Source organism: Caldibacillus debilis DSM 16016 (assembly GCF_000383875.1).
In the GTDB taxonomy this organism is placed as follows: Bacteria; Bacillota; Bacilli; order Bacillales; family Caldibacillaceae; genus Caldibacillus; species Caldibacillus debilis.
Genome location: NZ_KB912913.1, coordinates 130,559 through 153,216 on the forward strand (window position 1 = coordinate 130,559; position 22,658 = coordinate 153,216).

Genomic DNA, 22,658 nt, shown 5'->3' on the forward strand with positions numbered 1-22,658 from the left:
AAGCTTTGTCGGCATACAAACAATGGAAAAAACGTAAGTTCTCATAGGCGGATCTTTATCTGCCGGAAAAGTATGCCTTTGATACGGACTGTTTTGATAAGGCTGCGAAAATGAAGAAATGCCATCATTGATCGATGAATGGGGGACAGAACAGCCCCACGCAAAAATAAGTTCCCCTTATATCGCCGGTCGAATAAACCATACGGGAAAGATACCCAAAATGAGCTTATCCGTGTCCCGGGGATTCATAGGAATTCGTGCGTGAAGACATACTCCTGCGCAACAACACTACTATCCGTATTAAAACAAGTCTTGAGATAGTCGAATCATATCCTTACACTGAATACCATTTTCAAAAATTTCGTCTGAGTAATGCCTTGTGAAAAAATCAATGTCAATACCAGTTATTCTAAAACCGCATTTTTGATAAAGTGCTAATTGCCCAACACTTGAATTTCCCGTGCCTACTTCAATGGTTTTAAATCCTTTTGATTTTGCGGTTTGAATGGCATGCATTACCAATTGTTTTCCAATTCCTCTTCCTTGATGACTTTTTGTAACTGCAATATTTACTAACTCTACCGTTTCAGGCCTTGTTGGAAGTAAAACATAAACCCCAATTATTCTATTGTTACTTTCTGCTACAAAGCATTCTCCTCTTTGAAGATATTCATGTACAAGCCGTGGAGAAGGGTCAGCTAATAACAATAAATCCATCGGAGGCTCTTCACCTCTGTTTTATTTGCGAATAACCATACCGTTCTCCCTCCCCCTATAGTACTCAAATGAATTTAACTAGGTACATAGAAAGACTTTATACAATAATAGGATGAAATCCTCAATCGTTAAGGATTCAGCCCTTTTTGTATGAAAATACGATAAATTAATCCGCCCCATCATGAGGAATTTCGTCACGATTTGAACGATACATATGCATGCGTGCAGATAAAAGAACCACCCGTTTTCAAAAATCCGGTGATCCTTTTTCCCGTCTTGTTCCACGGAAACGCCCCTTCCTCCCGGGAAGGGGCTTGCGCTTTTGTTGGGCCAGAAAATAGGATTAAAGATCTGCCTTTTTCCCCCAATATTTTTCAATGAAGGCGTCCCGGCCCGACAGTTCGCGGTCTTTTTTGTAGGCTTCCGGATTTTTCTTGTAAAAATCTTGATGATATTCTTCCGCTTCGTAAAATTCTTGGGCGGGGAGGATCTTGGTCACGATCGGTTTTTGGAACCTTCCGCTTTTTTCCAGGGCTTCCTTCGATTGTTCCGCTTTTATTTTTTGCTCTTCGTTATGGTAAAAGATCGCCGTCCGGTAGGAGGGACCCCGGTCATGGAACTGCCCGCCGTCATCGGTCGGATCGATTTGCTGCCAATAGATCTCCAGCAATTTCTCATAGGGGATGATTTCCGGGTCAAAGGTGATTTGCACCGCCTCATAATGCCCGGTCGTCCCGGATTTCACCTGTTCGTAGGTCGGATTTTTCACATGGCCGCCGGTATAGCCGGAAACGACTTTATGCACCCCTTCCCAGCGGTCGAAGGGTTTTACCATGCACCAAAAGCATCCGCCGGCAAATGTGGCTTTTTCCAAACCTTTTTCCATCTCTTGTCAACTCCGTTGCAAAGTTTTTGTACCAAACATCTTACCATAAATGATCGGAAAATTCATTTAAAAGATGTTCCCGTAAACATTGGGGAAGAAGATGAACAATGTTGAACCGGTCATGTCCATGTCCGAAATCCGGAGGCCGCGGCGGGGGAGAAGGGGAAGTTGCGCGGAACCGGCGGGTTTGTTGATCCGGCTTTTTCCCCTTGTTTGCAACTTCTGTTAATATTGGATATATCTGTTTTACGAATTTCGCCGCAAATTTGTAATAGATTTCTCAAACTGTCCGGGGATTTTTGGCCGTTTTTCTGTTATAGTAGTGGTTAACAGCATCGGTGTTGCCGGCCGTCGGGATTTTTTTTTGGAAGGTTTTTACGGTTGTCATAGTGATTATGTTATTTGCCTGGAACTTTAAAGTGGGCTATCATAATTATAAGGAGATATGTGAACATTTGAGCAATCATATATGTGAAAAATTGAACAAGATAGCTTCCGGCCGAAGTCTGGCGAAATACGGAAAGGAGGAACTCCCATGGATCCGGTCATGCTGGCAAGGATACAATTTGCGTTGACGACCATTTACCATTTCTTCTTCGTGCCCCTTACCATCGGATTGGCGTTTATCATCGCTTTGATGCAAACATTATATGTCGTGAAAAAGGAAGAGATTTACAAGAAAATGGCGAAATTCTGGGGGCACTTGTTTCTGATCAATTTTGCCGTAGGGGTTGTAACGGGGATCGTTCAGGAATTCCAATTCGGAATGAACTGGTCGGATTATTCCCGGTTCGTCGGTGACGTCTTCGGGGCGCCGCTCGCCATTGAAGCGCTGCTTGCCTTCTTTATGGAATCCACCTTTATCGGGCTTTGGATTTTCGGCTGGGACCGGCTGCCGAAAAAAGTGCACTTGGCGAGTATTTGGCTCGTATCGATCGGGACGATGATCTCCGGTTTTTGGATTTTAACGGCAAATGCCTTCATGCAAGTGCCCGTCGGTTATGCGATCCGAAACGGCAGGGCGGAAATGGTCGACTTTCTCGCGCTCATCACCAACGGACAATTATGGGTGGAATTTCCCCACGTCATCACGGGGGCATTGGCTACCGGGGCATTCTTCGTTGCCGGTATCAGCGCCTATAACCTGTTAAAAAAGAAATATACGGAATTTTACAGGAAGTCCATGAACATCGCCTTGGTCATCGCCTTGGTCGGCAGTTTGGGCGCCGCCTTCAGCGGTCACGCCCAAGCCCAATATCTTGTGAAGACCCAGCCGATGAAGATGGCGGCTGCAGAGGGGATTTGGGAAGATACGCCCGATCCCGCGCCCTGGTCGGCCGTTGCCTGGATCGACACGAAAAATCAAGAGAATAAGTTTGAGCTGAATATTCCCTATCTGTTAAGCTTTTTATCCTATTCGAAATTTGAAGGCGGCCTGAAGGGGATGAAGACCCTTCAGGAGGAATATGCGGAAAAATACGATCCGGTCGTCGGCGAAGGCACGAATTATATTCCGCCGGTGAAGACGACGTACTGGAGCTTCCGTTTCATGATCGGCTTCGGCACGGCGATGATCTTATTGTCGATGATCGGCCTGTATTTGTGGAAAAAGGGACGGCTGGAGCAAAGCCGCCGGTTTTTGAAACTCCTCGTTCCCGCCATCTCGTTTCCGTTTTTGGCCAACACCTTCGGATGGATCATGACCGAGGTGGGACGCCAGCCGTGGACGGTTTTCGGTTTGATGACGACGGCTGACGCCGTATCACCGAATGTTTCACCGGGAACCATCCTGTTTTCGATCATCATGTACACGCTGATCTTCACCGTCCTTTCGTGCGTGACCGTGTATTTGATGGTCCGGGAAATCAAACGGGGACCGTACGGACATCATGACGGGAATGCCGCGGTATCCGTCGATCCGTTCCATAAGGCAGGTGTTTGAGATGGAATTGAGTGAACTTTGGTTTATCCTGATCGCTGTACTCTTTATCGGATTCTTCTTCCTCGAAGGGTTTGATTTTGGCGTGGGAATGGCGACACGTTTCCTGGCCCGGAATCAAAATGAGCGGACGGTCATGGCGAATACCATCGGCCCGTTCTGGGACGCGAATGAAGTGTGGCTGATCACCGCGGCAGGCGCCATTTTTGCCGCGTTCCCCCACTGGTATGCGACGATGTTCAGCGGCTATTACCTGCTGATGCTGGCCGTCCTGCTCTGCCTGATCGGACGCGGCGTTTCCTTTGAATTCCGCCGCAAGGTGGAAGATCCGCGGTGGACGGAGCTGTGGGACTGGGTGATCTTTTTCGGCAGTTTGTTGCCGCCGTTTTTGCTCGGGATTCTGTTCACCAGCATGCTGAAGGGCATGCCGATCCAAAAAGATATGAATATGGACGCCGGGTTCTCGGATGTGATCAACATTTATTCCCTCTGGGGCGGCTTGACGGTCGCATTGCTCTGTTTCCTGCACGGTTTGACCTTCCTGTCCCTCAAAACCGAAGGAGAGATCAGGGGGCGTTCGGCAGCGCTGGCGAAAAAACTGGTGTGGGCCGCAATGGCAGCCCTTGCCGTCTTTGCGGGCCTGTCTTGGCAGATGACCGATATTTTCGAGGTGCGCCCCGTCCTTGAGCCGATCCTTGTCGTTTTGCTGCTGTTTGCTTTGGGACTTTCCCGCTATTTTATTTCCGCGAAACGGGAGGGCATGGCGTTCGCCATGACCGGGCTCGGCATCGTATTGACGGTGGCGTCGGTTTTCGCCGGGCTGTTCCCGCGGGTGATGGTCAGCTCCTTGGACAAAGCCTATCATTTAACGGTCTACAACGCATCCAGCGGGGCATACTCCCTTAAAATCATGACGATTGCGGCCTTAACGATTTTGCCGTTCGTGTTAGGGTACACTATTTACAGCTATTATGTTTTCCGGAAACGGGTAACGGATAAGGAGCATCTCACGTACTGATGGATCGAACGCTGTTCTCTTTCAAAGGACTGAAGACGGTTCTCGCCGGGCTGGCGGCATTGACGGCGATTCAAGCCGCGGCCATCATCGTTCAGGCTTATTTTTTGGCGGACGCGATCTCTTCCCTTTTCGGGGGAGATCCGTTCGCCCACGTCTTTCATCAATGGATGATTTTCCTGTTTGCCCTGGTCCTCCGCCAGCTGCTTGCCGTCTGGAAGCGAACGATCGCCTACCGGTTTGCGGCCAGGACGGGCAAAGAGCTCCGGGAGGCCTTGCTGCAAAAGTTGTTCCAGCTCGGCCCCCGTTTTGTAAGGGCGGAAGGCTCCGGACAGACGGTCACCCTGGTTATGGAAGGAATAGCGAAATTCCGCCGTTATTTGGAGCTTCTTCTTCCGAAGATGATGAATTCGGTCATTATCCCTTCGGCCATTTTCCTGTTTATCCTTTTTGTCAATATCCGCTCCGCCGTCATTTTGGGCCTCGCCGTTCCGATCCTGATCGTCTTTATGATTTTGCTCGGGCTGGCGGCAAAAATAAAGGCCGACCGCCAATACAAATCCTATCAAATGCTGTCCAACCATTTCGTCGATTCTTTGCGGGGACTGGAGACGCTCAAATATTTGGGATTGAGCCGGCGGCACATCAACAGCATCCTTTTCGTAAGCGAAAGGTACCGCCGGGCCACGATGGGGACGCTGCGCATCGCCTTTTTATCTTCCTTTGCCATGGATTTTTTCACCATGCTGTCCATCGCGACCGTCGCCGTTTTTCTCGGGATGGATCTGATAAACGGGAAGATGGGGCTGCATCCGGCGTTGACGATTCTGATCCTGGCCCCGGAGTACTTCCTGCCGATCAGGGAGCTGGGGGCCGATTACCATGCGACCCTGGACGGAAAGGAAGCGGGCAAAAAGATCCGGGAAATCCTCGATAAAGAAACTCCGCAGCAAGGGCAGGACCCGATTCCCCCTTGGAACGCCGCTTCCGTTTTTTCCGTGAAAGGCCTCAGCGTGCGTTTTGCGGACAGCCGCCGGCCGGCTTTGCAGGATATCCGATTTTCCGTATCGGGCTTTCAAAAGGTCGGAATCATCGGGGCCAGCGGCGCGGGAAAGTCCACGCTGATCGATGTTTTAGGCGGATTTCTGACGCCTTCCGCCGGCGAATTTGAAGTAAACGGCAGGAAGGTAACGACCCTTTCCCAGCGGCATTGGCAATGCCAGATCACCTATATTCCCCAGCACCCTTACCTGTTTCACGATACCGTTTTCAACAATATCCGATTTTACCGCCCGGAGGCGGCGAGGGAAGAAGTGGAGGAGGCCGCGGAGCGGTCGGGCCTCACCGGATTGATTCGGTCGCTGCCGGAAGGGTTTGAGACCATCATCGGGGAAGGCGGGCGGGCCTTAAGCGGCGGGCAGGAACAACGAATCGCCCTCGCCCGGGCATTTTTAAGCGACCGTCCGATCATCATGCTCGATGAGCCGACCGCCCATCTGGATGTGGAAACGGAATACGAATTGAAAGAAACGATGCGGCAATTGTTCAAGGGCAAGCTCGTGTTTTTTGCCACCCACCGCCTGCATTGGATGCCGGATATGGATTTCATCATCGTGCTGGATCAAGGAAAAATTGTGGAAACCGGAACGCACGAACAGTTGATTCGGAAAAAAGCGGCATATTATCGGCTTGTGAAAAGACAAATGGAGGGCCTCTGATGGGCAAGGAGCATTGGATCTTCCCGTATTTGCGCCAATACCGCGGGCTGCTGGCGCTGGCGGTTCTTCTTGGCTCCCTGACCGTTTTCTTCGGCGGGGCGTTGATGTTTACTTCGGGTTATCTGATTTCTAAAGCGGCGGCGCGGCCCGAATCCATTTTGATGGTTTATGTGCCGATTGTCGGTGTCCGCGCATTCGGCATCGGCCGCGCCGTGCTTCGCTACGCGGAGAGGCTGGCGGGGCACCAGTTCGCTTTGAAAATCCTTTCGGCCATGCGCGTCCGCTTATATAAAATCGTCGAGCCGCAAGCCTTGTTTCTCCGTTCCCGCTTCCGCACGGGGGACGTCCTGGGGGCGCTTGCCGATGATATTGAACATCTGCAGGATTTTTATTTAAAAACATTGATTCCTTCGATCGTTTCACTGGCCGTTTACACGGCGGTCCTGATTGCCGCGGGACTCTTTTCTGCGCCCTTCGCCATTCTCCTCGGCGTATTCTTGGGGCTGTTGATTTTTGTCGGCCCGATCATCTCATACGTTTATATGAAAATAAAAAATGAACAGTTGAAAAGGGGAAGGCACCGGCTCTACCGGCAGTTTACCGATGCGGTTTTCGGCATCAGCGATTGGATATTCAGCGGGAAGTACGCGGACTATATCCGCCGGTACGAATCACAGGAACAGGAGCTTTTTGAACTGGAAACGAAGAAATTTTCCTTTGTGAACGGGCGGGACGTGCTGAATCAAATGGTGCTCGGTGCCGTCGTCATCCTCGCCGTCTATTGGGCAAACGGGGAAACGATCAGCGGGACATTCCCGCCTACGCTGATCGCCGCCTGCGCCCTCGCGGCCCTGTCCTTGACGGAATCCTTTTTGCCGGTCGCCGAGGCCATCGCTGAAACGTCAACGTACCAGGATTCCATCAGACGCCTGGAGGCCATTCGGGCGGCATCTCCGAAAGCTTCATCCGAAGGGGAGAAACGGCATGCTGCGCCGGACTTCCGTCAGGTGACAATTGAAATCAACCGATTATCCTTCGGATATGATCCAAAAACCCCCCTTCTGTCCGATATTCGGTTAAAAATCGATCAAGGGGAGAAAATTGCCATCATCGGGCGCAGCGGTTCGGGAAAATCGACGCTGTTGAAACTGATTCAAGGCGCCCTTGTCCCGTCGGGCGGCGAAGTCCGGATCAACGGGATCCCTGCCCACGAGCTGGCTCCGGCCATTCCGAAAATGATGGCGGTCCTTAACCAAAAGCCGTATTTATTCCATACGTCCGTCATGAACAACATCCGCCTCGGCAACCCGGAAGCGTCCGATGAGAAAGTGTTCGAGGCGGCCAAGAAGGTTCAATTGCACGAGATGATTAGGCAATTGCCGGAAGGATATGAGACGAATATGCACGAAACGGGCCAGCGCTTTTCCGGAGGAGAACGGCAAAGAATCGCACTGGCACGGATCTTGTTGCAAAACACGCCGGTCGTCATCATGGATGAACCGACCGTCGGTCTCGACCCCATAACGGAAGCGGACCTGTTGGCGGACATCTTCGATCTATTGGAGGGAAAAACGATCATTTGGGTCACCCATCATTTGCTGGGCGCGGAAAAAATGGACCGCATCCTTTTCCTTGAAAAGGGAAAGATCACGATGGCGGGCAGCCATCAACAACTTCTGGCGCGCGAAGAAAGATACCGCCGGCTGTATGCGCTGGATCGCCCGCTGTCCGGTAAATCGTGACGGGGGAATGGGCGGTCATCCGCTGCCGGATGGAAAGGGGCCGCCGGCCGCATGAAGGATTTGCCGTATCCGGGTCGGAAGGGAGGATGAATCCGGGAAGCCAGGCTTAGGGCGTGCGCATCCGTCGGGATTTTGCCGCCCCCATCGACGTTTTGGCAGGAATTCCCAACAACCTTTGGGATCATTCCGCGGCGCATCCCTTCTTGTCAGAGGATTGCCCGGCGCGATGCCTCGGAAGCATTTTCGTTTTTCCTACCGCCAAAGGCGGCATCGGCAGCGGTTCATCGGCCTCCGCCGGGATGTTGTTCCCGAGGCTTCGTTCATCCGTGCAAAGCGTCTTTCCCGGCAGGATGGCATGGAACTGGCCCCATGCCGCCTATTCTTTCTTCGAGCGCGAAAATTCCGGGAAGAAATGCGGGAAAAGATATTGAAAAACAGGACGGAGCCAGTTTATGATGAAAACAAAGGCAGCAGTTACAGAGAGAGGAAAGGAGATTCCGATTGTACAGATTTCTGGGATATATCGCCATTTTCCTGTTTAAAGTTTTCGCCCGGTTCCAAGTGATCGGCAAAGAAAATATCCCGAAGGGCGCGGGATTCGTATATGCCTGCACCCATGCCGGCTGGCTGGACGTGGTGGCCCTCGCCCTGTCCATTTTTCCGGTCCGGGTCCATTACATGGCGAAAAAGGAATTGTTCCAAAATCCCATCGCCGCGAAATTCATCACTTCGTTAAACGCCTTTCCGGTCGATCGGGAGAATCCGGCGCCCAGCAGCATCAAAATTCCCGTGCAGCTGGTGAAGGAAGGCAAGGTGGTGGGGATCTTTCCGAGCGGCACGCGGAAATCGGAAGACGTTCCGCTGAAACGGGGGGCAATCACCATCGCCAGCCTGGCGAAAGCCCCGATCGTTCCCGCTTACTATGAGGGACCGAAAACGTTAAAGGAACTTTTTAAGGGGAAAAAAGCGTATATCGTGATCGGGAAGCCGATCCGATTGGAAAGGGAAGGGGCAAAAAGGGTGGATGCCGAGCATTATACCCGTTTGCTTTCGGAAACCTTCCTGCAATTGAAGGAGGAGCTAAAAAATTACCGGACCACCAAGTGAACGGAGGTTCCTTGAACGGGATTCCCGCTTCAGGCGCGTTTCCTTTCGATAGGGGATGCGCCAGATTTTTTTTTTGGAAACCTGCGAATTCCGCCTGGGAACCGTTAGCCCGCCCCCGTTGGGATGGTCGGTTTTTTGGGACAGGAATATTTCTCACCCGGCGGGACCGGACCGTGGCTGAAGAATGGAAGGGCCTTTGGCAAGTTTTATCTCCCGGAATGGGGGCGTTCCCTTTTTCGTTCAAGGAATATGGAACGGTTTCCCGTTTTTTGTGATGCACGGTTACGGCCTGAGGAATCATCGGCATGCGGCGATCCCGCCGCGAGGCCGCCCGATTGGGCGCATCAGGCACCCGCCTGCTTAAAGAACTTCGGGGCAAAGTTCCGAAGCGTGACCCCTTCGCTATTCCGGATAAAATAAGAGGAAAGCCGAAAAAGCGAAGACGCCGTTTCTTAGCGCCGTTTTCGGCCGGCCCGAACGGCCGGAAAAAGTATGCGCGGGAACGAAAAGAAGCTTTTTCCGCCTTTCCTCCCGCCTCTTTGTCCTCCTTTCGCATGGAAAAATGAGAACGGGGAAGAATAAAAAAACCGAACGACCGAAGGAGGAATCGGAAATGAGCTTGGAATGGTATTTTCGCATGGAGAAGGATCTTCGCAATCAATTGCCCGCTTTAACGGAACCATTTGGCGATGAGGAAATCCTCTTTGACACGAACACAACCGAACATCATCCCTCCTTTCTGTTTTCCGTGGAAACGGAAGACGGGCTGGAGAATTTTTGCGTTATCAACTATGATCCGGTGAACCAGGAATTTTACTCCTTTCATTACCATGAGGACGCGGATTTGGAAGCGAAAGTGCTCTTCCATGACATGGAGGAAATGGTTCAGTTCATCCAGGACTCTCTCTACGAACATCTGTGGGATCGGGATGATGATGAACAGGAAGATGAGGATTTCGACGGTGCGGCGGATCGGGAGGACGCAAACGGCGAATTCGCCGGCTTTGAAGGAGATCCGGAAGAGGAAGCGATCGAATGGATTTCCAACGACAAGCACCTTCATATTGAAGAGCGGTCGGCGGACGGGCGGCAAAAATACGCGATCCATTTGAAGATGGGCATCGACAAGGAAACGGGAGACGGGGTTTTGTACAGAAATACGTATATTGAAGATGAGGACGAACCGGAAGAAAAACTCCTGTTTTATTTCAAAGAAGAGGAAGCGGAATATTTGCGGGATCTGTTCAGCGATTATTTATCCCATATGGAAGGACCGGAAGAACAGCCCCGATGACATGTTCGGAATACGGAAAGACATTTAAAGGAACGGGCGGTCTTGGGAGCGGGGCCCACCCTTCGGGATGCGGGAGCCAAAAGGCCTCCCGTTTTTTCCTTTGGAAAAGGGAACGGATCGGATCCAAAAAATTTTTTGTTTTCCTGTTGACCTTGACGTTCCGTCATCTTTTAAAGTAAAAAGCGAAAGGAGAGGTGATATGCGGATCAAGGAAGTGGCTGATCTTGCCGGCATCAGCGTGCGCACGCTCCGATATTACGACCAGATCGGCTTATTGAAGCCGGACCGGGTGACGGAGTCCGGCTACCGGATATACAGCGAGGAGAACCTGGAGACGCTGCAGCAAATCCTTTTTTTCCGGGAACTGGGATTTCCGTTGAAAAAAATCAAGGAGATCATTCAAAATCCTTCCTTCGACCGGCTGGAGGCCCTCGAGCTCCACAGGAAATATTTGCTTGAAAAAAAGAGGAGAATCGACCAAATGCTCCGGACGGTTGACAAAACCATCAAATATATGAAAGGGGAGACGACCATGACCCGTGAAGAAAAATTTTCGGGATTCGATTTTTCCGAAAACCCGTATGAAAAAGAAGCGAGGGAAAGATGGGGAGACGCGGCGGTGGATGAAGCGAATCGAAGGATCGGGGAATTAAACGAGGAACAAAAACAGGTTTTGCAGGAAGAAATGGGCGAAATTTACCGCAATCTGGCCGCCTGCCGCCACCTTCCCCCCGATTCCGAAGAAGCGCAAGAGGCGATCGGGAAATGGTATGAATTGTTGAATCGCCATTTCGGAAACTATTCGCCGGAGATGTTTAAAAATTTGGGGCAAATGTATGTGGAGGACAGCCGGTTCAAGAAGAACATCGACCGGTTCGGCGACGGACTGGCGGCCTTTATGCGCGATGCGATGGCGGTTTTCGCCGACCGGCAAAATCCGTCCGCCGAAAAGCACTCGACGGCCTGAAATGATTTGCGCCGTTAAACCGTTGATAACCCGGCGCGGGGAAGGCGGATATTTCTCCTGCGCTAATGCTCCGCACTTTCGCCATTTTTAAAAGATGTCCTTCTTATTTGCCGCCTCGATTGCTCGGATCGCGGTTTAAAGGGTGTCCGTTTTTACGGCGGACACCCTCAGCTTTTTCTTTGAAAAAGGCAGCTCAAAGCCCGGAAACCTTCCCCCGTTTACCGGACCGGCACCTCTTTCGGCGGTTCCATGCCGGTTTCCCGCCGGCGGATTTCCTTGAATTTTTTTGTCTCCTCGGCGATGACCCCCGACAGCAACAACAGGGCGATCAAGTTCGGTATGGCCATCAGCGCGTTGAAAATATCGGCGATTCCCCAGATCAATTCGAGGCTCAAGCCCGATCCGATGAAAGTGAACAGGACGAAGATGATGCGATAAATATAGATGGATCGGTCGGTAAACAAATAGGCGAAGCATTTTTCCCCGTAATAGGACCAACCCAAAATGGTGGAATAAGCGAACAGAATCAGTCCGGTCGTAACTACCGTGTTGCCGAATACGGGGAGAAACCCGTCGAACGCTTTTACGGTCAAGGAAGCGCTGTCGACACCCGCATCGGCGCCGGCATACACGCCGCTCATGACGAGGGTAATGCCGGTGATCGAACAAACGATCATCGTATCGATGAAGGTGCCCGTCATGGACACGAGACCTTGCCGGGAAGGATGGTCCGTTTTGGCCGCGGCGGCGGCAATCGGCGCGGAACCCAAGCCGGATTCGTTGGAAAAGAGCCCGCGGGCGATTCCGAACCGGACCGCGGTGCCCAGCACCCCGCCTCCGACCGATTCGGCGGTAAAAGCTTCCTTAAAGATCAGGGCGATTGCCTTCGGAAGAAGATCGATATTTAAAAGGATGATGACCAAACCGCCGAAAACATAGAAAAGGCACATGAACGGAACGAGAAAGGCAGTGACCCTGCCGATGCTTTTGATGCCGCCGATGATCACCAGCGCCGTTAATACGGCCAATACGAATCCCGTAATCCAGGGATTGATCCCGAAGGTTTTGTGCAGGGCTTCGGCGACGGAATTGGATTGGGTCATGTTGCCGATCCCGAAAATGGCGGCGATCGTTCCGAAGAGGGCGAAGAGAACGGCCAGCCATTTCCAACCGAGCCCCCGTTCGATATAATACATCGGCCCGCCGGATTTTTGCCCGAACTCGTTGGTTACCCGGTATTTCACCGCGAGAACGGCTTCGCCGTATTTCGTCGCCATCCCGAAAAAGGCGGCAAACCACATCCAGAATACGGCCCCGGGGCCCCCCGAAACGACCGCCGTGGCGACTCCCGCGATATTCCCGATGCCGACGGTCGCGGACAGGGCGGTCATTAAGGCCTGGAAATGGGAAATGTCCCCGTCGGATTTCTGGTCTTGACGTTTGGAAAAGGCAAGTTTCAAAGCATAGGGCAATTGGGATACTTGCAGAAACTTCAACCGAAAGGATAAGAAGATTCCCGTTCCCACCAGCAAAATCAACAGGAGCGGGCCCCACACGATGCTGTTCAGTTCGCTGACGACCGGTTCGATTTCTTCGCCTATCGCGTTGAAAAACGCCAAATCCATCCCTCCTCATCACTTCAAAAATATAAAAATTCAAAAAAGATAGATAATATTATTATATATCATCTTTTCGAAAAATTACATAATTGATTTGCAGAAAGATTTTCCTCGGGCAGGACCTCGCCGTGAAAGATCCGGCATGCGGACCGGGGAAATTCGACGTCCGCTGTTCCGTTTTCCTTAAGATGCGGCTCAGGGCATTCATAATAAGGGACGGATTCCCGTGCGCGAAGTGGCGAAATCAACGGCACAGGTTCTTTCCAACCTATTCAAAAAATGGCATTTCTTTAAGGGATTCCGTTTAGAAAAAAGAATTTTTTCAGAGAGCGAGGTAAGATATCTTGGGCAAATTGGGAGATGAGGCGTGTCAGATTTGAAAAAGGATTGCAAACGGAAAAAATGGGCCGTTTCAATCCTCCCAAGCCGGAAAGAAAATGTTGGCCCACGGAGTCAGCCTTGGAGCAAACAATGGAAATGCACGGGAATAAAACCCGGACGTGGAAGACGGCCGAGGCCCGGCGGAAAAAAGGCCGATTGAAAACAACTGCAGCAATACTTACCCTTTCTCGGGCAGAAAATGAATTGCAAGGACAAAATAGCGAAAAAAGTTCGGGTGCCTTTCATGAAACCTGTTCGATGGTTTTGATTCGTTCTTTTTCGGTCATTTCTTCGTTTAAAAGGACGTCCCGAATGATTTCCGCTTCGGGGGTTCCGCCGGGTTCCCGTGTGAAAACGGCATCGGGGAAATGGTTTTTGAGAAGCTGGAAAATGGTGTTTTTTCCGGAACCATCCATTCCGGTGAGCGTGACATATTTTTTATCCGGCATTCTCCTATTTTCAATATCGTAACACGGGCTGTTGAAAAAGACGGGAAATTTTTTGATTTTATTTTCCGCTGTCGCCGAATAGACGTTTGACTTCGTCGTCCCGGAGGAAGCGGCCGGGACATGGAGACAGAGGCGCCATTTCTCCGAAAAATGTCCGGGCGCGGCGAAGATTTTCAGAAACCCGTTGCATCTTACGTTACGTAAGGTATTATGATGAGAAAAAAAGAAGGGGAAGGACAGGAATGAATCGGGAAAAACGATATTCCATCGGAGAATTTTCGGAAAAAGCGGGATTATCGAAACGGACTTTGCATTATTATGAAGAAATCGGGCTCCTGAAGCCGGCAAGGGACGAAAAGACGGGCCGCCGGTTTTATTCGGACCGGGATATCGCCACGCTGCAAAAGATCACCGCCTTAAAATTTTTAGGCTTCAGCCTCAAGGAAATCAGGCAATGGTTCCGCGTTCCCAAATTCGACTTTACCCTGTTGACCTCGTTGAAAATCCAGCTGAAAATTTTTGAAGAAAAGAACGAACAGATCGAAACGGTCATCCGTTCCCTCCGGCGCATCATCCGGATCCTGGAGGAAGAGGGGGAAATCGACAGCCTTACCTTGATGAGCCTGATCCACAGCATGCAAACGGAAAAAGATCTGAAGGAACAAATGGGAAAGCTTTTGCCGGAGGAATTCGTGAAAGAACTGTTTGACAGGGATGAAAGGGAAATATCGGAATTGGATAAGTCCTTTGTACAATTGACCAAGGAAGCCAAGCGGCTGATGGGAAGACCTGCGGAAGATCCGGAAGTCCAGGCCATGTTGGACAAATATTTTCGGGCTACCCTGGATTATGTCGGGGAAAAGGTATTGCAGGAACTGGGGAAACTGAAGGAAATCGAATTGCAGGCAATCGACCAGCAGCTCCCGTCCCCTTTCACGAAAGAGGAAGAAGAATGGCTGGCGAAGGCGATGGAGCATTACATGCGAAGCAACCCTTCGGTTTTTCACGAACGGACCGAAGGATGATCCCGCATCGGAGGGACTGGACGCCGGCAACCGTTCGGCTGCCCGACTTCCTCCCCGATGCGGGTCGTCTCCGGCTTGGACAAACTGCGCGGGCGGGGACCGCCGGAAAAACCCGCGCTTCATCCGGCGTCCGGCATGGGTGTGGGGGGATTTCTCAAGCCTTTTTCCGCTTCGGAAGAAAAATTTTCCCGCATCGTTTACGGAAGGCCGCCGTTCCGGCCGGTTCGTCCGGGTCCGGGATGGGAATATTTTTTTCCGGCCGCGGCTGCCTTGTCCTGCTTTTTGTTTCTCCCCTAGGGTTTTATGTTTCTCCCCGCGGCGGCAGCCTTTCCGATCAGCGCGATCCCTAAAATTTCGATCGCATCTTTCCGCGGCCTGGTATACAATTTTGTTATGCGCCTTCATGTTGCGGAATACTTGCCAAAATGGCTTCATGATCCCCGCTTCCCATGATGCGTGCGAAAAATTTGCATAAGAAGGAGGAATCAGGTTGGCGCTCCCGATCAAACCGAATGGAAAAATCAAATATCTCCAATGCATCCGCTGCGGTGAAACCTATCCGGTCGACGATTATTTCGAAGGGTGTCCGAAGTGCAGGGATGAAGGAAACCCGGCCAATTTGACGTTCGTTTACGCCGAATACGGCAAGGAGTGTCCCCTTCCTTACGATTCCTATTTTTCCCTCGGCGAAGGGAATACGCCTCTTCTGCCGGTTTTTGATGAGTTTCCGTCCTTTTATTTGAAATACGAAGGCAGAAACCCGAGCGGTTCCCACAAAGACCGGATGAGCGCCATGATCGTGACGAGGGCCGCGGAAAAGGGGTATGAAGGCGTCGCCGTGGCCACGAGCGGGAATGCCGGGCTGTCCCTCGCTTCCTATTGCGCTTACTTTGGTTTGAAATGCGCCGTCATTGCCACGAAAGACTTGAATCCCCAGGTGAGACGATTCCTGGAAGCCTTCGGCGCGGAAATCCATTTGACGGACACGCCGATGGAACGATGGGAAATTTTGAAAAGGAAAAAGGAAGAAGGATTTTATCCCGGGAGCAATTATAGCAATCCCCCGGTGGGAACGGTCCATTTTGGCGTCCAAGGCTATAAGGCCGTCGCCTATGAAATCGTCGGGCAGCTGAAGGGAACGGTTCCCGACAAGGTTCTCGTCCCCGCATCAAGGGGAGATTTGCTCTGGGGGGTCTGGCTCGGCTTTAAAGAAATGAAACAGGCGGATCCGTCCCTCGCCCTGCCGGCCATGATCGCCTGCGAGCCTTTTGCCCGGCTGTCCAGGGTGCTGGACGGGGAAGACTACACCCGGTCTTTCCCGGGGGAGACCGCCTTAAAATCGATCGACGGCACGACGGTGACCTATCAGGCGGTAAAAGCCTTGCGGGAATCGAACGGGTTTGCCGTCGAGATATCCAACGAAGAAGCCGAAGCCGCCCGGAAGGAACTGGCCAAAAGGGGAATCTTGCTGGAACTTTCTTCGGCGGCGAGTTACGGCGCGTACAAAAAGCTGAGGAAGAACGGCGCGATCGGGGAGAAGGAAGTGGTCGTCGCCATCGGCACTTCATCCGGCTTTGTCGAAATTTAATGACCATAATCATATTATGTAAACTATATTCCCGCCGGTTGGGGTACCCTTGACCTTAAAAAGAGGAAAAGGCCTTCCCCGGCCGGAAAAGAACGAAAAAACCACTACCCGTTTGCCGAAGGCGGGACTTCCGGGAAAAGCGGCCGCACGAAAATTTGGCGGCGGCCGCTCGTTTTTTAGATCCGGAGGAAAGCTGCGAAACGGCGGCGGCTGATTTCCCGGTTTTCAGGCGGGAAGCGCAGGTTTCGCCAATCTTCTCGCTTTTGTCCGCGCCTTCCTTTTGGTATGATTAGAGATGAAAAAAGAACGGGAGGGATGTTCATGGGCAAGAAGGTTTTGATTCTCGCCGGAGATGCGGTGGAAGCGCTGGAGGTCTATTATCCGTACTATCGGCTGCTGGAGGAAGGGCATGAGGCCGTCATCGCCGCGCCGAAAAAGAAGAAGCTGCAGACCGTTGTCCACGATTTTACCGGCTGGGACACCTACGAAGAAAAACAGGCGTATCTGATTGAGGCGCACGCCGCTTTCAACGAGGTGGATCCCGCCAAATTCGACGCCCTCGTCATCCCGGGCGGGCGGGCGCCGGAATATATCCGCCTCGATGAAAACGTGCAAAAGATCGTAAGGCATTTCTTCGAGGAAAACAAACCGATCGCTGCCATTTGTCATGCATCCCTGATCTTTGAAACGATGCCCGAATTGCTGAAGGGAAGAAGCTTGACCGCCTACATCGCCTGCAAGCCGGGCGTCGAGGCGCTTGGCGCCACATATGTTTCGGACAAAACGATCCATGTGGACGGCAATCTCGTCTCCGCCCATGCCTGGCCGGATTTGCCGGGCTTCATGCGGGAGTTTTTGCGGCTGTTGGAAAAGTAATTCCCGTTGCTCAAGGAAGGAAACGGGAAAGGGGCGTCCGAAGGCCAAATTTGGCCATGCGGACGCCTTTTTAATTTTAAAAAAATCAGTTCCTCCTTTATCCCTGGATTTCTACTCAAGGAACGGATCTTTTCCGAGGGGGATTTTTCGACGGCGTTTTCCTCTGGCGGCGTCTCTTCCGGAAGCGTCACATATTTTTTTTGCGTTTTTCATAGAATGGACAAGAAGATTCCATGGGGAAGGGGAAACGAAATGATCGGGAAAAAAACGTTCCGGAAGGCTCCTCCGGATTGATCAAGGCATCCGTCTCCTTCTTTTGCCTCCTTCTCGGGGCTGTCCTGCAAGGCGCCGCCATGGCCCTGTTTTTGTTTCCCCATTCCGTTCCTTCCGGCGGGGCCGCCGGCCTGGCAATCCTGATCCATCACTGGTTCCGCCTCAACCACGGCATTTCCCTGTGGCTCGTCAACGCCTTCTTTTTCCTGTTCGCCTTGCGGCATTTCGGATACATGTGGACCTTTCGGACGATTTTTTCCGTGGCCCTGGCATCCTTTACAATCAGCACCTTATCCGGTCAAATGCGGCTTCCGCATGGCCCGCTCCCTTTCGACCTTTTCGCCGGAAGCGTCATTTTTGGCGCCGGTGTCGGTTTATTGATCCGTGCCGGGGCGTCGAGCGGGGGGATGGTCATCCCGGCCCTGTTGATCGCGGAAAGGAAAAACTGGAGCCCGGGAAAAGTGCTGTTCGGCATCAATCTTTTCATCTATTTGCTGACTTCCTTTGTCATCGATTATAAAATCGTCCTTTATGCGATCCTGTGCCAGTTTTTGTCCAGCCGGATCATCGACTTCGTCTTCCGATGGGATTGGGCCGGTCTGTTGCCGGCTTTCCGAAGGCGGAGAAGATGATGGTTTTCCGAATCATTAAGAGAGATTTCAGAACACAGCTTTAGATGAGGAACGTCCTCGGATACAGGCAAATTTACTTTTTACGTTGTTTGAATATGGCTGTTCTTCCTCTTTATTTTGCATTAGCAGTACAAATCTCCAGCCATGGATCTTGTATATTACAACATTTAGGCGGATTATTGTATCAATATTGTTAAATTTATTCAGAGTCAAGTCTTTATACAATATGGGTGATACTTGCTATGAATTGAAGAAGTCATTAAACGAAGAAGTCATTAAACATTGAATCTCAATACTGTTGAAAGAAAAAGTGACAAATTGGAAAATTTTCACTCTTAAAGAAAGCAAAATATCCCATTCCTTTGCTATACTTAATGCAAAAACAATATAGCCCCAAAGTCACTAATCAGAAACGAATTCATTTGTTATCAACGGGCAAAGCGAATTCCTTTTACTTCAATTCAATTCTTGAATTTGAAATGTCCTGAACAATGGCAAAGAATATAGGGATATATTAATTCGTTTGTGGGACAAGGAGGTAATAGGATGGATTTTTTTGAGATTTCATCGAAACACATTAAAACGCTTAATGAAGCGGAAAAAGAAATATACAATTTTATCGTTCACAATATGGAAGAAATAAAAAAAATGACGATCAGAGAATTGGCATCAAAAACCTTCACCTCACCTGCGACGATTATCCGATTTTTAAGAAAGATTGGATTTTCCGGGTACAGTGAGTTTATTTCCATTCTTAAATATACGGACAAAGACTTGCTGGAAATTTACAATCCATTTGTTATCTCTCAGGAAAAGTACAGAATCGAGTATTTAAAAAATATTTACGAGTCTGTTCGTGTCCTTGATTGGGTGAAAGGAGACGAAATTGTCAAGCGATTAATAGAAAATCCCCGATTGATCGTAATGGCAAGGGGATTTAATAAAAGCGTAGGACATTATTTTGAGTATATTTTTTCCGGACTAGGATTTGAAGTTGTTTTTCCGGAAGATCATTATTACCGAAAAATGTTATTGAACAGAATCCGGGATGAAGACCTGGTTTTTATTTTTTCTTATAGCGGAGAAGATAAAGAATTAATAGAGAATATTGAACGGATAAAAGCAAAATCAAAAGCGACCATTATTTCAATTACTTCTGCCAATAATAACTCCGTACAAAACTTAAGCCATATCAATTTGTATGTTTTTGCTGATTACATTTTGTACAACGGTGTGGAATTCACTTCGCGGGTTTCGATGATTTGTATTATTGAATTGCTTGCGTACAGATATATTGAAACGAGTAAAAAGTTTGCTCCCAATGAAGAACGGAAATTTTAAAGATGGACGCTTCCAGTTTTAGGAGAAAGATGAACCCTTGGTTATCCCAATTTCGGGTTTCCAGGGGTTTATTTATGCCTTCTTAAGCCAGAAAATGATGGGAAACTGGGCTCTGAACCTTCTGCGTCAAAGAAGGAAGAAATAGGATGATTTCTCTCGCCAAACATCAAAGAATGCACCATGTATCCTTCGACTGCAAAAAATCCTCCCGAAAGTAAACCACATGCAAAAAACATTCCAAAAAAACTATAACAATATAAAAACGAAACATGTTTTGTAATTTAAAACATTTTTTAAATTGATTGATATGAAACAATAGATTGAAAATATATATTCGTCTAATATAAGGAACAGTATAATCAAATTGAAAGCATTACCGCGGTAATGGAAGAGCTTTACTAGCAATGGTAAAGCTAAAGAATTTTTACGATCTTCGAAGTTTGACAACCAATTCAAGTTTCAACCAAATTTCCTTTTTACGAAGTACATTCATTTGTTGTTACATGTGAAATAATTCACATAAACGGGGTGATGAAATGGAAAATAAAAAGGCGCTTCGACTCTTTGATTCTGTGCTTCTATCAGTAACCGTCATATTAGTGGCCGAATCCGTTGCACCAACGGCTGCTGTAGGTCCTTCCCAGTTCTTTTGGTGGACGCTCTTACTTGTTGCTTTTTTCATACCCTACGGATTAATTTCTGCCGAACTCGGAACCACGTACAAAGAGGAGGGAGGAATATTCGACTGGGTAAAACGTGCATATGGGCCGAGAAATGGAGGGAGGGTGGCCTGGTATTATTGGGTAAATTATCCGCTTTGGATGGGTTCGTTAGCCGTGCTTTTTCCGATCATAATCATCCAAATATCCGGACATGAATTTGGAACGTTCAGTTCAATCTTGATTTCATTAGCTTTTATTTGGCTTGTCTGCTTAGTCAGTTGCTTCCCCATTTCCGAGAGCAAATGGATATTAAATTTGGCTGCGTTGTTCAAAGTATTTATCATGCTAAGCCTTGGTGTGCTGGGTATATACACTGCTTTGAAACACGGTGTTGCAAATACGTATACCGTTAAAACTATGCTGCCAACCTTCGATATCGTCAGTCTTTCATTCGTATCAGTGATAATCTTCAATTTTCTCGGATTCGAAGTTGTAACCGCCATGTCGGGCGAAATGAAAGATCCCCAAAGGGAAATCCCGAAAGCGCTTATTATAGGGGGGATCTTGATAGCTGTGTTTTATTTATTGGCAGCTTTTGGTGTCGGCGTTGCCATCCCATATGATGAACTCAGCACGGACAGCGGATTGTTGGACAGTTTGGCGATTTTGCTCGGTTCCAAAGGGAAATGGCTTGTTACCCTTGTTGGATTGTTGTTTTTGTTTACATTATTTGCAAACCTGATCTCTTGGGCATATGGCATAAATTATGTGGCTTTGTACGCAAGCCAAAATCATTGTCTTCCTAATGTTTTTAAATGGAAGAGCAAAAAAAATGACATGCCAGTAGGAAGTTCTATTCTAAACGGCATTTTCGCCTCAACTCTCGTCTTGATTGCTCCGGTTATGAACCATCTAGGCTTGGAAGAAGTGTTCTGGAGTTTCTTCGGGTTAAATTTGGTGACTTTACTTTTGTCATACAGTTTCATGTTTCCTTCCTTCTTGAGACTTCGGAAGATTGATCCCGAAAGCGAACGTCCGTTTAAAGTGAAGGGAAATCGATGGTTGTTGTACTTCATAACATATGTACCTTTGGCACTGCTTATTGCATCCATTCTCTTCACAATCCTTCCGTTAAACCTGGACAGAGAAGAATTGCTTTTTAAACTTCCGTTGCTGACTGGGACAATTTTGGCAATCTTTATCGGCGAGTTCGTTGTTGACCGGAGTTTAAAACAGGAGAAATCAGCGGAAAGGAGAGACTTTGACGATGAGAACTTTAACAAGCACACCGAAAAAAGACGGATTTCGAATGCCCGGTGAATTTGAACCGCACGACGGATGTTGGATGATATGGCCGGAAAGACCGGACAACTGGAGAAACGGGGGAAAGCCAGCACAAAAGGTTTTTGTCGAAGTGGCAAAAGCCATCGCCGAATTTGAGCCGGTAACAATGGTTGTTAGCTATGGCCAATATCAGAATGCACGAACTATGCTCCCGGACTGCATTCGTGTGGTGGAAATGTCAAGCAACGACTCATGGATGCGAGATTGCGGTCCAACTTTTGTAGTCAATGATGAAACCGGTGAAGTCAGGGGTGTCGATTGGTCATTTAACGCTTGGGGCGGTCTTGTGGACGGGCTGTATTTTCCCTGGGACGCCGATGATCAAATCGCACAAAAAGTTTGCGAAATGGAAGGAATTGACCGCTACCGATTGGATAGTTTCGTCCTTGAGGGAGGGTCCATCCATGTTGACGGAGAAGGCACATTAATTACCACAGAGGAATGCCTGTTGAGTAAAGGACGCAATCCGCATTTGACAAAGGAAGAAATCGAAGGGATTTTGAAAGAATACCTGAACGTAGAAAAAATAATTTGGTTAAAACGGGGCATATATCTCGATGAAACGAACGGCCATGTCGACAATATATGCAATTTCGTCCGCCCTGGGGAAGTAGTTCTGGCCTGGACGGATGATAAAGATGATCCTCAATATGAAATATCCCAAGAATGCTATGAGATTTTAACCAATGAAACCGACGCAAAAGGCCGAAAATTTAAGGTCCATAAATTATATCTTCCGTCGCCGGTATTGATCACCAAAGAAGAAAGCGAAGGCGTCGATTCCATAAAGGGAACTCTTCCTCGGAAGGAAGGCGACCGATTGGCAGCTTCCTACGTTAACTATTACACTGCCAACGGCGGGGTGATCGTACCTCTTTTTGACGATGAAAATGACGAAAAGGCAATTAATTTGTTGAAAAAATTGTATCCTGATCGAAAAGTGGTCGGAATTTACGCGCGGGAAATTTTGCTCGGAGGCGGTAATATTCATTGCATAACACAACAGCAACCCGCGAGGAGAAAGGGGAAAAAGGGTACCGTTCCTGAGAAGCGGAAGCCGTCCCATGTCAAGCCCTGCTAATA

18 protein-coding genes are annotated in these 22,658 nt (G+C 49.3%); 14 read left to right on the top strand and 4 right to left on the bottom strand.

The genetic code is table 11. The features are described from left to right. Window positions 1-300: 300 nt before the first annotated feature. Window positions 301-717, bottom strand: a complete 417-nt coding sequence (locus tag A3EQ_RS21310) for a GNAT family N-acetyltransferase (protein ID WP_051091430.1) — start codon at window positions 715-717, stop codon at window positions 301-303. A gap of 343 nt (window positions 718-1,060) precedes the next feature. Further along, entirely contained in the window at window positions 1,061-1,591 is a 531-nt protein-coding gene (msrA, locus tag A3EQ_RS0115405; protein ID WP_026500007.1) for a peptide-methionine (S)-S-oxide reductase MsrA, read from the bottom strand. Window positions 1,592-2,138: 547 nt separating this feature from the next. Here msrA and A3EQ_RS0115415 point away from each other — a divergent pair. The 7 genes from A3EQ_RS0115415 to A3EQ_RS0115470 all read left to right on the top strand — a co-directional run bounded on the left by A3EQ_RS0115415 (window position 2,139) and on the right by A3EQ_RS0115470 (window position 11,385). Continuing rightward, on the top strand, window positions 2,139-3,545 hold the full coding sequence (locus A3EQ_RS0115415) for a cytochrome ubiquinol oxidase subunit I (RefSeq protein ID WP_020156054.1): 1,407 nt from the start codon (window positions 2,139-2,141) through the stop codon (window positions 3,543-3,545). Between the two features lies 1 nt (window position 3,546). Next, window positions 3,547-4,560 carry a cytochrome d ubiquinol oxidase subunit II gene (gene cydB / locus A3EQ_RS0115420; protein WP_020156055.1) on the top strand — a complete coding sequence of 338 codons (1,014 nt, stop codon included), beginning with the start codon at window positions 3,547-3,549 and terminating at the stop codon, window positions 4,558-4,560. After that, on the top strand, window positions 4,560-6,275 hold the full coding sequence (gene cydD / locus A3EQ_RS0115425; protein WP_020156056.1) for a thiol reductant ABC exporter subunit CydD: 1,716 nt from the start codon (window positions 4,560-4,562) through the stop codon (window positions 6,273-6,275). Before cydB ends, cydD begins: the two co-directional genes overlap by 1 nt. After that, complete coding sequence (cydC, locus tag A3EQ_RS0115430) at window positions 6,275-8,017, top strand: thiol reductant ABC exporter subunit CydC (protein WP_020156057.1); 1,743 nt, start codon at window positions 6,275-6,277, stop codon at window positions 8,015-8,017. The genes cydD and cydC overlap by 1 nt, the downstream gene beginning before the upstream one ends. Before the next feature lie 501 nt (window positions 8,018-8,518). Beyond that, window positions 8,519-9,124, top strand: coding sequence for a lysophospholipid acyltransferase family protein (locus A3EQ_RS0115445; protein WP_020156060.1), 606 nt, complete (start codon window positions 8,519-8,521; stop codon window positions 9,122-9,124). 613 nt (window positions 9,125-9,737) lie between these two features. After that, window positions 9,738-10,418 (top strand): hypothetical protein, encoded by a 681-nt coding sequence (locus tag A3EQ_RS0115460; RefSeq protein ID WP_020156063.1) that lies wholly within the window; start codon window positions 9,738-9,740, stop codon window positions 10,416-10,418. A gap of 199 nt (window positions 10,419-10,617) precedes the next feature. Beyond that, window positions 10,618-11,385, top strand: a complete 768-nt coding sequence (locus tag A3EQ_RS0115470) for a MerR family transcriptional regulator (protein ID WP_020156065.1) — start codon at window positions 10,618-10,620, stop codon at window positions 11,383-11,385. A 218-nt stretch (window positions 11,386-11,603) separates the two neighbouring features. Here A3EQ_RS0115470 and A3EQ_RS0115475 read toward each other — a convergent pair whose 3' ends face one another. Then, window positions 11,604-13,010 (bottom strand): alanine/glycine:cation symporter family protein, encoded by a 1,407-nt coding sequence (locus A3EQ_RS0115475; protein ID WP_020156066.1) that lies wholly within the window; start codon window positions 13,008-13,010, stop codon window positions 11,604-11,606. Window positions 13,011-13,627: 617 nt separating this feature from the next. Then, the gene (locus A3EQ_RS23250; RefSeq protein ID WP_020156067.1) at window positions 13,628-13,834 is read right to left on the bottom strand and encodes a nucleoside/nucleotide kinase family protein; all 207 of its coding nucleotides are present in this window, start codon (window positions 13,832-13,834) and stop codon (window positions 13,628-13,630) included. Window positions 13,835-14,076: 242 nt separating this feature from the next. On the opposite strand from A3EQ_RS23250, the gene A3EQ_RS0115485 reads away from it, so the two are divergent. The 7 genes from A3EQ_RS0115485 to aguA all read left to right on the top strand — a co-directional run bounded on the left by A3EQ_RS0115485 (window position 14,077) and on the right by aguA (window position 22,656). Beyond that, window positions 14,077-14,859 (top strand): MerR family transcriptional regulator, encoded by a 783-nt coding sequence (locus A3EQ_RS0115485; protein ID WP_020156068.1) that lies wholly within the window; start codon window positions 14,077-14,079, stop codon window positions 14,857-14,859. A gap of 490 nt (window positions 14,860-15,349) precedes the next feature. Beyond that, on the top strand, window positions 15,350-16,447 hold the full coding sequence (locus A3EQ_RS0115500) for a threonine synthase (RefSeq protein WP_020156071.1): 1,098 nt from the start codon (window positions 15,350-15,352) through the stop codon (window positions 16,445-16,447). Window positions 16,448-16,768: 321 nt separating this feature from the next. Continuing rightward, complete coding sequence (locus A3EQ_RS0115510; protein WP_020156073.1) at window positions 16,769-17,323, top strand: DJ-1/PfpI family protein; 555 nt, start codon at window positions 16,769-16,771, stop codon at window positions 17,321-17,323. Window positions 17,324-17,613: 290 nt separating this feature from the next. Next, the gene (locus A3EQ_RS0115520) at window positions 17,614-18,228 is read left to right on the top strand and encodes a YitT family protein (RefSeq protein WP_020156075.1); all 615 of its coding nucleotides are present in this window, start codon (window positions 17,614-17,616) and stop codon (window positions 18,226-18,228) included. Window positions 18,229-18,774: 546 nt separating this feature from the next. After that, the gene (locus A3EQ_RS0115525; RefSeq protein WP_020156076.1) at window positions 18,775-19,569 is read left to right on the top strand and encodes a MurR/RpiR family transcriptional regulator; all 795 of its coding nucleotides are present in this window, start codon (window positions 18,775-18,777) and stop codon (window positions 19,567-19,569) included. A gap of 536 nt (window positions 19,570-20,105) precedes the next feature. Continuing rightward, window positions 20,106-21,551: an APC family permease gene (locus A3EQ_RS0115530; RefSeq protein WP_020156077.1), complete on the top strand. Its 1,446-nt coding sequence runs from the start codon at window positions 20,106-20,108 to the stop codon at window positions 21,549-21,551. Next, the gene (aguA, locus tag A3EQ_RS21315) at window positions 21,499-22,656 is read left to right on the top strand and encodes an agmatine deiminase (RefSeq protein ID WP_051091431.1); all 1,158 of its coding nucleotides are present in this window, start codon (window positions 21,499-21,501) and stop codon (window positions 22,654-22,656) included. Before A3EQ_RS0115530 ends, aguA begins: the two co-directional genes overlap by 53 nt. Window positions 22,657-22,658: the final 2 nt, after the last annotated feature.

What these genes read in the sequence shown, in the direction of transcription:
- A3EQ_RS0115460 (WP_020156063.1), top strand. Translation starts at nt 9,738, where the DNA reads ATGAGCTTGGAATGGTATTTTCGCATGGAGAAGGATCTTCGCAATCAA.
- A3EQ_RS0115530 (WP_020156077.1), top strand. Translation starts at nt 20,106, where the DNA reads ATGGAAAATAAAAAGGCGCTTCGACTCTTTGATTCTGTGCTTCTATCA.
- cydC (WP_020156057.1), top strand. Translation starts at nt 6,275, where the DNA reads ATGGGCAAGGAGCATTGGATCTTCCCGTATTTGCGCCAATACCGCGGG.
- cydD (WP_020156056.1), top strand. Translation starts at nt 4,560, where the DNA reads ATGGATCGAACGCTGTTCTCTTTCAAAGGACTGAAGACGGTTCTCGCC.
- cydB (WP_020156055.1), top strand. Translation starts at nt 3,547, where the DNA reads ATGGAATTGAGTGAACTTTGGTTTATCCTGATCGCTGTACTCTTTATC.
- A3EQ_RS21310 (WP_051091430.1), bottom strand. Translation starts at nt 717, where the DNA reads ATGGATTTATTGTTATTAGCTGACCCTTCTCCACGGCTTGTACATGAA.
- A3EQ_RS0115510 (WP_020156073.1), top strand. Translation starts at nt 16,769, where the DNA reads ATGGGCAAGAAGGTTTTGATTCTCGCCGGAGATGCGGTGGAAGCGCTG.
- A3EQ_RS0115525 (WP_020156076.1), top strand. Translation starts at nt 18,775, where the DNA reads ATGGATTTTTTTGAGATTTCATCGAAACACATTAAAACGCTTAATGAA.
- A3EQ_RS0115415 (WP_020156054.1), top strand. Translation starts at nt 2,139, where the DNA reads ATGGATCCGGTCATGCTGGCAAGGATACAATTTGCGTTGACGACCATT.
- A3EQ_RS23250 (WP_020156067.1), bottom strand. Translation starts at nt 13,834, where the DNA reads ATGCCGGATAAAAAATATGTCACGCTCACCGGAATGGATGGTTCCGGA.
- A3EQ_RS0115485 (WP_020156068.1), top strand. Translation starts at nt 14,077, where the DNA reads ATGAATCGGGAAAAACGATATTCCATCGGAGAATTTTCGGAAAAAGCG.
- aguA (WP_051091431.1), top strand. Translation starts at nt 21,499, where the DNA reads ATGAGAACTTTAACAAGCACACCGAAAAAAGACGGATTTCGAATGCCC.
- A3EQ_RS0115475 (WP_020156066.1), bottom strand. Translation starts at nt 13,010, where the DNA reads ATGGATTTGGCGTTTTTCAACGCGATAGGCGAAGAAATCGAACCGGTC.
- A3EQ_RS0115470 (WP_020156065.1), top strand. Translation starts at nt 10,618, where the DNA reads ATGCGGATCAAGGAAGTGGCTGATCTTGCCGGCATCAGCGTGCGCACG.